This window comes from Enterococcus sp. AZ101 (assembly GCF_050499005.1).
Classification (GTDB): domain Bacteria; phylum Bacillota; class Bacilli; order Lactobacillales; family Enterococcaceae; genus Enterococcus_L; species Enterococcus_L ureilyticus.
The window spans coordinates 341,654-355,730 of record NZ_JBMHEZ010000002.1; the positions used below are offsets into that span (position 1 = coordinate 341,654).

Sequence of the window (14,077 nt, forward strand, 5' to 3'; positions counted from 1 at the left end):
AATTACACATATCGCTATAATTCATTTAATATAAAAATCTATTTTTAATGAAATGATTTTTTTTCATTTCTTAATTTGAGCTTTTTTGAGAGCTATTTGATTTATTAATTTCAATCATGTAGAATATGTGCGATACTGGTTTGAATAAAAAATTGGAGGAATACCATGAAAAAAAGGTCTATAGTGTATACATCTCTTTGTACATATCTTATTCTTAGTAATTTTGTTCCTATGATTCAAGTAAATGCTGAAATTGTTGAATCATCAGAAAGTACAGTTGCGTCCTTCGATTCAACAAAAACGACTACTGAACAGAATATAGAATCATCTGCAGCAACTAGTGACACATTGACATCAGAAACAGATAAAACTTTTGATACTACTGAAATGTCTAGGACTGATGATGTTAAAGCTGAAGAGGACAACCTAACAGAAGAAGTTGATGATTATTATGAACCTTCTGTTGGAAGTCGTTCTGATTTAACTACTGAACCATCGATTAACAGTCGAATGACAAGAAATACAATAGACATAGTTAAGGCGGGTGAAAATAATCGACCAGCAGCTAATTTTATTGATATTTCTTCTCATAATGAAAATATTTCAGTTAACCAATTCCAAATGATGAAATCATATGGTGTGACAGGTGTGGTTGTGAAATTGACTGAAGGAGTAACTTACTTCAATTCTTATGCAAAATCACAAATCCAGAACGCTAAATTAGCTGGTATGACTGTTTCTGTTTATCATTATAGCCACTATACTTCTAGAGCAGGTGCAGTATCTGAAGCTACTTATTTTGCAAACAAAGCAAATGAATTAGGTTTAACTAAAACTACAGTAATGGTTTCAGATATTGAAGAGCCATCAATGAATACAGCAAATTTAAATGCTAATACAACTGCTTTTAAAGAAAAATTGAATTCATTGGGATATGGTAGTGTGGCGTACTATATGTCTAGAAGTTGGCTAGATATTGCAGGCGGAAATTTTAAAACGAATATTTTTGGAAAAGGAAATATTTGGGTAGCTCAATATCCTTTTACACCTACTGCTTCTCAAAAATGGAATAATGATTATAGCGCTTGGCAATGGTCATCGAATTTTTATTTCCCTGGTATCGCTCATCCATTTGATATTAATACGGATTATACGGGGCTGTTTACTGGTGATAGTGGGTGGGATAATTCTATTCCTGTGACAGGATCGACAAAGATAACGGACAAAAGCGGAAATGAATCTATCTTTGAAGCAACGGCAAACATTGATGCCGGTGGCTATTCTCCGGCTGAAGTTTATTTTGCGACATGGTCAGAAGATGGAGGCCAAGACGATTTAATATGGTATCGTGCACAACGAAATGAAAATGGAACATGGTCAGCTAATATAAATGTCACGAATCATGCTAAAGCGGGTAAGTATATAGTACACACTTATGCAAAAATGAACAGAAATACCCAAATTGGTGTCTCGTCTAATACATTTAATGTTACGCAGCCAAGCATGAACGTAGAGACAACAACGTATAATAAAGAGACAAATAGTTTTGATGTAATAGTAACACCAACCACCGTCTCAGGAGTGAAAAATATCCGTATACCCGTGTGGAGTCAAGCAGATCGTTCTGATCTAATTTGGTATACGGCAACCAGACAAACAAATGGCACCTATAAAGTAAAAGTAAATATAAAAGATCACAAATATAATACTGGCAATTACACAGTGCATGCTTACTTATATTCTAACAATGGACTGGTGAACGGAACGGTTGCAACTCCAGTTGAGGTTTCTTGGTCTTTGACAGGTAAAACAACGATTAAAGATACAAATGGCAAAGAAACAACTTATAAAGCCACCACAACAGTTAACCAAGGAAATTATCAAGGAGCTATGACTGTATATGTAGCTACGTGGTCAGGTAATGATTTGAAGTGGTATGTAGCTTCTAAAAATAGTGATGGAACCTATAATACAACAATTGATATCAAGAATCATAAAAATGCGGGAAAATATTTTGCGGATACCTACGTGAAATTATCAAATGGCACAATGCAATGTATCTCTTCAGATACATTTAATGTTACACCGCCAAACATGAACGTAAAAACCACGACGTATAACAAAGAGACAAATAGTTTTGATGTAATAGTAACACCAACCACCGTCTCAGGAGTAAAAAATATCCGTATACCTGTGTGGAGTCAAGCAGATCGTTCTGATCTAATTTGGTATACGGCAACCAGACAAACAAATGGCACCTATAAAGTAAAAGTAGATATAAAAGATCACAAATATAATACTGGCAATTACACAGTGCATGTTTACTTATATTCTAACAATGGACTGGTGAACGGAACGGTTGCAACTCCAGTTGAGGTTTCTTGGTCTTTGACAGGTAAAACAACGATTAAAGATACAAATGGCAAAGAAACAACTTATAAAGCCACCACAACAGTTAACCAAGGAAATTATCAAGGAGCTATGACTGTATATGTAGCTACGTGGTCAGGTAATGATTTGAAGTGGTATGTAGCTTCTAAAAATAGTGATGGAACCTATAATACAACAATTGATATCAAGAATCATAAAAATGCGGGAAAATATTTTGCGGATACCTACGTGAAATTATCAAATGGTACAATGCAATGTATCTCTTCAGATACATTTAATGTTACACCGCCAAACATGAACGTAAAAACCACGACGTATAACAAAGAGACAAATAGTTTTGATGTAATAGTAACACCAACCACCGTCTCAGGAGTAAAAAATATCCGTATACCTGTGTGGAGTCAAGCAGATCGTTCTGATCTAATTTGGTATACGGCAACCAGACAAACAAATGGCACCTATAAAGTAAAAGTAGATATAAAAGATCACAAATATAATACTGGCAATTACACAGTGCATGTTTACTTATATTCTAACAATGGACTGGTGAACGGAACGGTTGCAACTCCGGTTGAAGTAAAATAATGTTGAATAATATCCACTAAAAGTACGTATTTTTTATATAATGAAATACATTTTAGTGGATATTTATTTTTTCTTAATAGTTTACTGTATAAACTAAAGAATTCTTGCTTTTCAACGGCAATTTAAGTAAAATGTTAGTATTGGTTAAAAAGTGAGGTAGGATACAAAAACTGATTTATTAAAACAAAAAGGCTTCATTTGGAAGGATAGATAAAATGTTAAAAGACTTATTTTCTTTTTTTACAGAAATTTTCAAAAACCGAAAACTATTGATACAATTTTCGTATAATGATTTCAAGTCACGTTATGCAGGATCTATGTTCGGGATTATATGGGCATTTATTAACCCTTTAGTTATGGTATTCACTTATTGGTTTGTTTTTGGCTTTGGATTGAAAGCTGTACCAACAGAAGGAATTCCATTTATTGTTTATTTAGTAACAGGGATTGTGCCATGGTTCTTTTTCTCTGATGTGTTATCAAGTGGGACAGGTGTTTTCAGAGAGTATAGCTATTTAGTAAAAAAAGTAGTGTTCAATATAAAAATACTACCTACTGCTAAGTTAATATCAAATTTATATACTCATCTGTTCTTTTTAGCAGTAACGTTTATTCTCACATTTATTTACGGAATTTTTCCGACAGCTCAAACGATTCAAATTATTTATTATCTAATTTGCATGAGTGCATTTTTGACTGGACTAACTTGGATTACTGCATCAATTCAACCATTTTTTTCTGATATTAGTCAATTTATAGCAGTAATCATGCAGGCATTGATGTGGTCAGTACCTATTTTATGGAGTCCACAAAACTTTCCAGTTTGGGTAATCAAGATTTTAAAATTTAATCCTATGTATTATGTTATCAATGGATATCGTGAAGCATTCTTAGGTCAAGGTTGGTTCTGGCAACATTGGGCACAAACTGTTTATTTTTGGATTATTACATTTATATTGTTATTAGTGGGTTCTGTTGTTTTCAAACGATTGAGACCACACTTTTCGGATGTTTTATAAAATAGGATTGGAGATTGACTTATGTCTGATTATGCAATTGAAATAAAAGATTTAACTAAAACGTATAATATGTATGCAAAACCCAAAGATCGTATGAAAGAAGCTTTGAATCCTTTAAAGAAAAGCTATCATGATATATTTTATGCATTAAAAGATGTCAATATTGTTGTTGAAAAAGGTGAAATGATCGGTTTTGTAGGTGAAAATGGTTCAGGAAAATCAACTTTACTAAAGATCATTACGGGTGTATTGACACCAACGAGCGGAAGTATTGAAATAGACGGGAAAATTGCCGCTTTATTAGAGCTGGGATCAGGATTTAATCCAGAATATAATGGATATGAAAATATCTATCTAAATGGAATGGTTCTAGGTTTTTCTAGAGAAGAAATTGACGGAATGATCGAAGATATTATTGCCTTTGCAGATATTGGTGATCATATCAATCAACCCGTAAAAACATATTCAAGCGGGATGTTTGTTCGTCTAGCTTTTGCGGTAGCAATAAACGTAGATCCAGATATTCTGATTGTCGATGAAGCGTTGGCGGTTGGTGACTTAGAGTTCCAATTAAAGTGTATGGAAAAATTCACTGAATTGAGAAATTCTGGGAAAACGATTTTATTTGTTTCACACGATATAAACTCCGTTCGCCGTTTTTGTGACCGAGTTTATTGGCTTAAAAATGGCGAGGTCGTTTCAGAAGGCAAGACGATGGAAGTAACAGAAGAATACGATAATTACTTGAAGAAGAAATCAATTAAATCTGTCGATCGTGAAAAAACAAAAATCGAAGAACACGGTGCACCTGATATTGTTGAAGTAACTAAAGTTGAATTATTGGACAATGATCGTAAACCATTAGAGATGGTACAACAAGATCAAGCCGTTATCGTTCGAGTTGAATATGATGTAAAAGATGATACACTAAAAAGCCCCGTATTGGGCGTTGCTATTCGTACAGTGAACAACCATTACGTTTGCGGATTAAACACATTATTAGATGAATCAACAATTCCTTGGAAAAAGGGAAATAATGTATTCTATCTACACTATAACAAAATGGCCTTATTAAGTGGGGAGTATTACTTTGATATTGCTATTTTTGAAGAAAATGCGACAGTACCGTTAGTATATAAAACAAAATTTTTAAATATGTTTATCACTGGTAAATATGTTGGTGAAGGTATTGTTGTACTAGACCATGAATGGAAGGACTCATTATAAAATGAAGTATGATTTCGATTTATCTCTGGATGAACATACCAGCGTAGGGAAAATCTTGGCTCAAATTGAAGATAATAGTAAAGTTTTAGAGTTTGGACCAGGTAATGGACGTATGACAAAGTATTTAATTGAAGGTAAAAAGTGTGATGTTTCTATTGTAGAGTTCGATCCCGAACTTTACAATTTTGTCATGCAGTTTGCTCAAGATGGGTTTCTTGGAAATATTGAGGACTATGGGTGGACAACATATTTTGCTCAAAAAGAGTTTGATTACATTATATTTGCAGATGTATTAGAACATTTATCTGATTCTGAAAAAGCATTAGAACAAGTTTTGCCTTTTTTAGCCGAAAATGGAAAACTTCTTATCTCATTTCCAAATGTTGCCCATAATTCTGTGTTGATAGATTTATTTAACAATAAATTAAATTGGAATAAATATGGTTTGCTTGATGCAACGCATAACACCTTTTATACACAATCTGGTTTTGAAAAACTATTTCAAAGACTTGGATTAAATATTGTTGTGGAAGACTATACTTATTCTCAAGTTGGTCAAAATGAAATTGATTCAACTTATGAGGATTTACCTTTAACTGTAAGATATGATTTCAAAAATCGCTTGTTTGGTGAAGTTTATCAGTACTTCTACTCATTAACGCTGCAACCAGTTGAAAATCCTGATCGGAAAATACCAGAGAATTCTAATTTTGTAGAACACGTTCGATTAGAATATACCTATTCAGATAGGGTTGAGTCTAATGTTCTGTTATTGAACAACCATACTGGTGAAAGCAAAGAAATGACTATCGATGTTCCAGAAGGCGTTCTTAATGTGAAACTTCTTCCATCTACTCAAGCATCTATTGTGCGTTTTAAAGGTATAGTAGAAGGAAAAGAACTACGCTCGATTGAAAGCAATTCACTGTGGAAAAATGACAGTATCTATCTTTTTGAAAATACAGATGGACACTTTCTTATTGATGGCAAGTATGTAGCAAATCATCAACTGACTCTTATGTTTGATTTCCTTTATGAGGGTGAATTTACAGATATACAGAATCAAGTGATCCATTATTCAGTAAAACAAAAGCAAGAAGTTAATAAACTTCAAGAAGAGCTACTTATTGCTGAGAAAAAGGCAAATGATAAAGTATTATTCATGGCTGAGCGTTATAATGAAGTGATTGCTTCGCAAAAAAACAATGGGTGGATTAACGCGACAACAACACCAAAAAAAGAGCGTGAAAAGTTAATTACTTTAAATATAGAAAGTGTTGAAAATGATGGCGAATTAAATCAAGCAATCATCAAAGGCTGGGGATTTTCTAATAAAACAAAAGAACCATTACGCTATGCATTGCAAAGTAACGAAGGTTCTTTTTACAAAGTTACCTCTTTGAAACGTCAAGATGTTATCGATATTAATGATTTGCCAGAGGATCAAGAATATGGTTTTATCATAGAAATCGAAAATTATCAGATTGATAAGATGGTTCATTTGATTATTACCACCGCAAATGACGAAAAAATCTATATGCCTGTAAATCGATATAATTTAGCTGAATTGGGTGTTCTTAAAAGAAGTCGAGTTATTTTGGGCGCGATAAGAAGAAAAGGATTTATAGGGGCTTTAAGAGCGTTTAAAGAGCGTAATGATCAACAAGACGCATATGATAGATGGATTCTTGCAAATGAACAATATGACAGCGAGAAGATTCTCGAAGAAATAACTCAATGGTCTTTTCAACCTAAAATTTCTATTGTTATTCCTGTTTATAATGTAGAGGAAAAATGGTTAAATGTATGTATCGAGTCTCTAAAAAATCAGTTTTATAAAAACTGGGAACTTTGTATCGCAGATGATGCTTCGTCAAAAGAATATATCAAACCGTTATTAGAAGAATTTATGGCCAAAGATGACCGTATCAAGGTTGTTTTCCGTGACCAAAATGGGCATATATCTGAAGCGACTAACTCTGCATTAGGTATCGCAACTGGAGATTACATTGGTTTTATGGATAATGACGATGAACTTGCGCCAAATGCTCTTTTCGAAGTTGTGAAAGCGTTGAATGAAGATAAAGAAATTGACTTCATCTATACCGATGAAGATAAAATCAGTACTAGAGGGAAACGCTTCGATCCATTCTTTAAACCTGACTGGAATTCAGAGCTATTATTAGGTCATAATTATATCACTCACTTTGTGGTTGTGAAAAAAGATTTGGTTCTTCAGCGTGTGGGTGGTTTAAGAGATGAATTTAATGGTAGTCAAGATTACGATTTCGTATTAAGAGCAACAGAAGCTGCAAATAAGATCCATCATATACCAAAGATCCTTTATCATTGGAGAACAGTTGAAACTTCTGTAGCTTTTGATCCTCAAAGCAAAGAGTATGCTTACGTTGCAGGTCAAAAAGCGATAGAAGCAGCTTTAGCAAGAAGAGACATTTCAGCGACTGTTCAAATGACAAAAAATTATGGTGCATATAAAGTTAATTACCAGTTCAATGTTAAACCTAAAGCGAGTATTTTATTTGTAGGTCCTAAAGAAAAAGCCATAGAAGCGTTAAAACGATTCATTGATAAGACTTATTACAATAATGTAGAATTTATAATGCCAGCGAATATGAGAGAATCAGTTGAGCATTTAGATAATCGAATTACTTTTGTGGAAGGTGAAACATTAAATCAACAGGCTGTAGATGCCAATGGAGAGTATCTTGCGTTTGTCAATGTTTTCGTTGAACCTGAAAATTCAAGATGGCTTAATGAATTGATGAATCTAGGTCAAAAAAATGATATCGGACTTGTAGGTGGTAAGGTAATTAATCAGTTTGATACAATATTAAATGTTGGTGTTTCAGTTGATCAAGATAAAAAAGTATTGGAATATGAACAACGTGGTGTATCAAATAAATCAATCGGCTATTATTTCCGTCCAGCGCTACCTAGAGAACTACAAGCTGTAACTGAAGACTGCATATTGATTCGCAAATCAGATTTTGAAAAAGTTTCAGGTTTTGATGAGTCTGTAGGTTTCCAACTGATGGGAGCTGATTTATCTCTTAAAATGCAAACTATCTCTAAGAAAGTTGTGTTCACTCCTTACGCAGAAATGGTAGCAGTAGAAGGAATCAATCACTTAGAAGGAAAAGAGCACGCGAAGAAATTAGTCGAAAAATGGTCCTCTGATCAGTTGAGTGATGGATACAAAAATCCTAATACTCTAAATTAAGGAGTTCTTATGAATAAAAAATTAAAAGTCTGTATCGACAGTATAATGAAAAACGGTAAAGATAAAAGTCTTGTGATCACTGGTTGGGGACTAGATGAAGAAATTAAAGAAAGTCCTGAGATTCGTATTGAGTCAGACTCACAAATCCTCTTTGATAAGCAATCTGTTTATCGTGGTGACGTAAACGGACTCTACAAGCTTGATAGCAACCAGGAACTGGGCTTTGTTTTGACTATCCAATCAAAAGGAAAACTTGATGCGTTTAACTTAGTTTTTCACACAGAAAACGAGAAAATTATCAAGAAAATTGAAGTAGATGGAAACTATCCTTTAGTGCCTGGCTCAGAGAAAGTATGGAAAAAGAAGTTACAACTTATCCGTAAAGGTTTAGGCTACTTAAAAAGAAACGGGCTCCGAAGTACCGTTCAACGTATAAAATTAAAAGGTATTTCAATACCTTCAAATGAAGACTACTTGACTTGGATAAAAGAAAATGAGCAATGGGATCTTCAGCAGATAAAAGAAGAAATTTCGATGTTTGATTATCAGCCTAAAATTTCTGTATTGATGCCTGTTTATAATGTTGAACAAAAATGGCTTGAAAAATGTATTCAGTCCGTTCAAGCCCAATTTTATGATAATTGGGAATTATGTATTAGTGATGATGCATCAACGGATACAAACGTAAGAAAAATTTTAGAGAAATTTGTAAAGCAAGATTCTCGAATAAAAGTAGTTTATCGTCCTAAAAATGGACATATCAGTAAAGCAACTAATTCTGCTTTAGAGATTTCAACAGGTGAGTTTGTCGCATTATTGGATAATGATGATGAGCTTGCGCCAATTGCATTGTATGAAGTAGTTAAATTGCTGAATCAATATCCTGATTTAGACTTGATTTATAGTGATGAAGATAAAATTGACATGCAAGGAAATCGATTTGAGCCTGCTTTCAAGCCAGATTGGTCACCAGATTTGTTATTAGGAACGAATTACATTTCTCATTTAGGCGTGTATCGTCGTTCCATTATGGAAGAAATTGGCGGATTCAGAGTAGGTCTTGAAGGATCGCAAGATTATGATTTAGTATTGCGATTTACCGAAAAAACGACTGCTAGTAAAATTGCTCATATTCCTAAAATTCTCTATTATTGGCGAGTATTACCAACTTCCACTGCAGCAGATCAATCAACCAAGGGCTATGCCTTTGAAGCAGGTAGAAAGGCATTGGAAGATGCTCTAGCTAGAAGAGAAATCAAGGGGACCGCCACACATGCCGCCGGTAATGGCTTGTTTGATGTGAATTATGATCTTTTATCCGAAGATCTAGTGAGTATTATTATTCCTACGAAAAATGGCTATGATGATATGAAACGATGCTTACACTCAATAGTGAAGAAGACAAGCTACACTAATTATGAAATCATTGTAGCTGATAATGGAAGTACAGATCCTAAAATGAATCAGTTATATGAGGAATTTAAGGAGAAACTTTCTGAACGCATAATAATTGAGTCGATTGATATCCCTTTTAATTATTCAAGAATCAATAATTTAGCGGCTAAAAAGGCTTCTGGTAAATATTTACTCTTCTTAAATAATGATACAGAAGTGATCACAACTGATTGGCTGAGACGAATGGTTTCTGTCGCCCAATTAAACCGAATTGGGTGTGTTGGTGCTAAGTTATATTATCCTAACCATACAATTCAACATGCAGGAGTTATTTTAGGGTTAGGCGGAGCTGCTGGGCATGGGCATCATACATTCCCACGTGGTGACTTTGGTTACTTTGGAAAGCTAGAAATAAATGTGAATTATTTGGCTGTGACAGCTGCTTGTTTAATGATTAAGAAAAGTGATTTTGATGAAGTTGATGGATTTGATGAATCGTTAACGGTTGCTTTCAATGATGTAGATCTGTGTTTAAAAGTTCATGAATTAGGACGAGATAATATCTGGCTTCACAATGTTGAACTTTTTCATTTTGAATCACAATCAAGAGGACATGAAGACACACCAGAGAAACTTAAGAGATTCCAAGAAGAGACAAAGCTAATGGAAGCTAGGTGGGGAAATTATATAGAGGTGGATCCATACTATAATCCTAATCTAACTAGAACAGCTGGAGACTTTGGTGTTAGGATCCATTAAGTATTAAAAAAATAATCAGCTAGTATGAACTTGGGATTGAACAAGAATCATACTAGTTGTTTTTTCATTTACTTGATAATTTTATTGTAGTAGCTTTAGGTTATAAGTAGTCTCTGTTCTATGTAAATTTAATAAATAATTGGAAAAATTATATTTGATATAGATAATCTTGAGTGGTACAATACTTCCGACTGGAGGGACCAAGATGACAAAAGTAATCGCCCACCGCGGTAGCAAAGGAACACACCCAGAAAATACTCTGGCAGCCTTTAAAGAAGCTATTCGAGTCGGTTCAGATGGTATCGAGTTAGATGTCCAATTATCAAAAGACGGTCAGTTGATCATTATCCATGATGAAACACTTGATCGCACTACGAATGGCCACGGAGCAGTGGGGGCATTAACATTAGCAGAATTAAAACAATTAGATGCTGGTAGCTGGTTCACCAAAAATCCAATCTTTCAAGAAATCCCGACTTTAGAGGAAGTCCTGATGCTACTTAAAGAAGAAAACTTTTCTGGTTTATTGAATATTGAAATCAAAACAGATCAGGTTCACTATGAAGGGATCGAATCAAAGCTTGTTCAGCTTTTGCAGTCCCAACCTTGGACTTTCGATTATATGTATTCAAGTTTTTATTTTAAAAGTTTAGAAAAAGTTTGGGAAATAGAAAAAAATCAAAAAATTGCGTCAGTATTCAGGTTATCAGAAAAGGATGAACAACGAGCGCTTCAAACAGCTTTTATTGCAGGGATTCATCCTAAAATCGATTGGGTACTGGAACACATAGAAGATTTAGCTGATTTTCCTAAAGCAATTCGGCCTTGGACAGTGAATGAGGAAGAGAAGATGGCTCTTTGTTTTGCCTATCATTTGGCAGGGATTCATACAGATTTTCCAGAGTTAGCGATGCAAGTACGTGAATCGATGCAAAAAAAAGGATGAAAAAATTGGAAAAAGTATTAGTAATCGTAGGACCAACGGCAGTTGGAAAAACCTCTTTGAGTATTGAATTAGCAAAAAAATTAAACGGAGAAATTATTAGCGGCGATTCGATGCAAGTCTATAGACAGCTGGATATCGGTACAGCAAAGGCAACAGAAGAAGAACGTGCAGGAATTGTCCATCATCTGATTGATTGCCGTGATTTAACAGAAACCTATTCTGTAGCAGATTTTCAAAAAGAAGGACGTCAGGCAATTGACAAAATCATCGCAAAAGGCAAATTACCAATTGTTGTTGGTGGGACAGGTCTGTATATTCAAGCCTTGCTGTATGATTTTGAACTAGGCGCTAAGGATGAGTCTACAGAGCTCAAAGAGAAATATCAAACAGTTGCCGAGACATATGGTAATCAACATCTGTGGGAAATACTGCAGGAGAAAGATCCTCTAGCTTCTGAAAGTATTCATTTTAATAATCGAAAAAAAGTGATTCGAGCTTTGGAAGTGTTTGATAAAACTGGTTATAGTATTTTAACACCGAAGAAAACACCTAAGCCGCTGTATGATTATTTTTTAGTAGGCTTAGAGACAGACCGAGCTAATCTTTATGATAGAATCAATACTAGAGTAGAACGGATGCTTACTGAGGGGCTTTTAAAAGAAGCTGAGCTACTTTACAAAAAGCAAACACAACAATCGACCCAAGGAATTGGCTATAAGGAGTTTTTTCCTTATTTTGAAGGAAAAGTAACCTTAGAGGAAGCTGTACAACAAGTGAAGCAAAATTCAAGAAGATATGCGAAAAGGCAGTTGACCTGGTTTAAAAATCGTATGAATACCAGCTGGTGGGATTTAGTACAAAAGCCTACTAGTAGTGTAGAGCTAGAAAAAGAAATCAAAGACTGGCTGGGTTCTTCGGAGGGATAAAAAATGGACAAAACAACAGAAAAGGTTATTTTAGTAGGCGTAGAAACAGAGAACAACTATGCCCGTTTCGAGGGTTCCATGAAAGAGTTAAAAAACTTAACGAAAACGGCACAAGGAGACGTCGTGTTTTCCTTAACGCAAAAACGTCCTCGTATCGATTCGCAAACTGTGATCGGTAAAGGGAAAGTAGAAGAGCTAGTACAACTAGTTGATGCTTATGAAGCAGATATTGTCATTTTCAACCATGAACTGACGCCACGACAAAATCAATTGATTGTTGAAGCACTTGGGGTAAAAGTAATCGATCGAGTTCAACTTATCCTGGATATTTTTGCAATGCGGGCTAGTTCAAAAGAAGGGAAGCTGCAAGTTGAGTTGGCACAATTGAATTATTTGCTTCCACGTTTGATTGGCCAAGGAAAACAATTATCCCGCCTAGGTGGCGGCATTGGAACTCGAGGACCTGGGGAAACAAAACTGGAGTCAGATCGCCGACATATTCGTAATAAAATCATAGCCATCAAGCGGGAACTAAAAGAAGTGACTGCCCATCGTGAACGAAGCAGGCAAAAGCGTCGTTCATCTGATATTTTTCAAATTGGCTTGATTGGCTACACTAATGCAGGTAAATCAACAATTTTAAATTTATTGACCACGGCTGGGACCTATTCAGAAGATCAACTGTTTGCCACATTAGACCCCTTAACAAAAAAATGGCAGCTGCCACAAGGGATGATTGTGACCATGACAGATACTGTTGGTTTTATTCAAGATTTGCCGACACAATTGATTGAAGCGTTTCAATCGACCTTGGAAGAAAGTCGGAACATGGATCTATTATTGCATGTGGTGGATGCTAGTGCAGAAGACCGCTTACAGCATGAGCAAACGGTAGTTGAATTACTGAATGATTTAGATCTAAAACAGATTCCTGTTTTGACCGTCTATAATAAAAGTGATCAAATCGATGAAGCTGACTTTGTGCCGACTTTATTTCCTAATGTATTAGTTTCTGCTAAGAGTACTTTGGGCAAAGAAGACCTTACAAGAGCAGTTAGAGAAAAAATGATGGAGTTATTAGTTCCATATGAATTTGAGCTAGCTGCGGATCAAGGGCAAGAATTAAGTGAGTTGACGCGCCATACATTACTTTTATCAGAACAGTTTGAAGAAGATAAAAATGCGTACCATGTAAAAGGATTTGCACCGATAAATTCTAAATGGGCTAGATAACTAACTATTTGAGCTATAGGAAAAGATAATGTTAAACAATCAGTCATACTCGATTTGAATCGTTTTTCCATTAAAGGTATTCTAAAAGATACCTTTTTTATTTTTGCTAAAAATATAGCTGAAATTAGAGCTTATTATCAGTTTTTGCTCGATATTTTAGTTTTATGTTAGAAAACCTAACATAAATCATTGACAACGGAAAAAAGTATTGATATTCTATATTTAATCTATCTAGCTATGTAGGTTAGTTTCTATGAAAAAGATAACATCTGTATGTAGCAGATATTGTCAAAAGCTTATTTTCCTATTTTTCGTTTGAAACGACAAGAACCTACTACGCTTTTAAATTAAGAGA

8 protein-coding genes are annotated in these 14,077 nt (G+C 34.7%); all 8 read left to right on the plus strand.

Going from position 1 to position 14,077, the window contains the following annotated elements; genetic code table 11:
* The first annotated feature begins 165 nt into the window (after positions 1-165).
* The 8 genes from IGJ50_RS10990 to hflX all read left to right on the plus strand — a co-directional run bounded on the left by IGJ50_RS10990 (position 166) and on the right by hflX (position 13,722).
* Positions 166-2,976 (plus strand): GBS Bsp-like repeat-containing protein, encoded by a 2,811-nt coding sequence (locus IGJ50_RS10990; protein ID WP_429950382.1) that lies wholly within the window; start codon positions 166-168, stop codon positions 2,974-2,976.
* Positions 2,977-3,191: 215 nt separating this feature from the next.
* Entirely contained in the window at positions 3,192-3,995 is an 804-nt protein-coding gene (locus IGJ50_RS10995) for an ABC transporter permease (protein ID WP_429950384.1), read from the plus strand.
* A 21-nt stretch (positions 3,996-4,016) separates the two neighbouring features.
* A complete protein-coding gene (locus IGJ50_RS11000; RefSeq protein WP_429950386.1) occupies positions 4,017-5,222 on the plus strand; it encodes an ABC transporter ATP-binding protein in 1,206 nt (401 codons plus the stop codon).
* A 1-nt stretch (position 5,223) separates the two neighbouring features.
* Entirely contained in the window at positions 5,224-8,463 is a 3,240-nt protein-coding gene (locus IGJ50_RS11005) for a glycosyltransferase (protein ID WP_429950388.1), read from the plus strand.
* Between the two features lie 9 nt (positions 8,464-8,472).
* Positions 8,473-10,617 carry a glycosyltransferase family 2 protein gene (locus IGJ50_RS11010; RefSeq protein WP_429950390.1) on the plus strand — a complete coding sequence of 715 codons (2,145 nt, stop codon included), beginning with the start codon at positions 8,473-8,475 and terminating at the stop codon, positions 10,615-10,617.
* A gap of 205 nt (positions 10,618-10,822) precedes the next feature.
* Positions 10,823-11,563: a glycerophosphodiester phosphodiesterase gene (locus IGJ50_RS11015; protein ID WP_069640525.1), complete on the plus strand. Its 741-nt coding sequence runs from the start codon at positions 10,823-10,825 to the stop codon at positions 11,561-11,563.
* Between the two features lie 5 nt (positions 11,564-11,568).
* Entirely contained in the window at positions 11,569-12,489 is a 921-nt protein-coding gene (gene miaA, locus IGJ50_RS11020; RefSeq protein ID WP_429950392.1) for a tRNA (adenosine(37)-N6)-dimethylallyltransferase MiaA, read from the plus strand.
* 3 nt (positions 12,490-12,492) lie between these two features.
* On the plus strand, positions 12,493-13,722 hold the full coding sequence (hflX, locus tag IGJ50_RS11025) for a GTPase HflX (protein ID WP_429950394.1): 1,230 nt from the start codon (positions 12,493-12,495) through the stop codon (positions 13,720-13,722).
* The last annotated feature ends 355 nt before the right edge of the window (positions 13,723-14,077 follow it).

Bases quoted from the DNA above. Each gene is read 5' to 3' on its own strand.
- IGJ50_RS10995 (WP_429950384.1), top strand. From the start codon at position 3,192: ATGTTAAAAGACTTATTTTCTTTTTTTACAGAAATTTTCAAAAACCGA.
- IGJ50_RS11015 (WP_069640525.1), top strand. From the start codon at position 10,823: ATGACAAAAGTAATCGCCCACCGCGGTAGCAAAGGAACACACCCAGAA.
- IGJ50_RS11010 (WP_429950390.1), top strand. From the start codon at position 8,473: ATGAATAAAAAATTAAAAGTCTGTATCGACAGTATAATGAAAAACGGT.
- IGJ50_RS11000 (WP_429950386.1), top strand. From the start codon at position 4,017: ATGTCTGATTATGCAATTGAAATAAAAGATTTAACTAAAACGTATAAT.
- hflX (WP_429950394.1), top strand. From the start codon at position 12,493: ATGGACAAAACAACAGAAAAGGTTATTTTAGTAGGCGTAGAAACAGAG.
- IGJ50_RS10990 (WP_429950382.1), top strand. From the start codon at position 166: ATGAAAAAAAGGTCTATAGTGTATACATCTCTTTGTACATATCTTATT.
- IGJ50_RS11005 (WP_429950388.1), top strand. From the start codon at position 5,224: ATGAAGTATGATTTCGATTTATCTCTGGATGAACATACCAGCGTAGGG.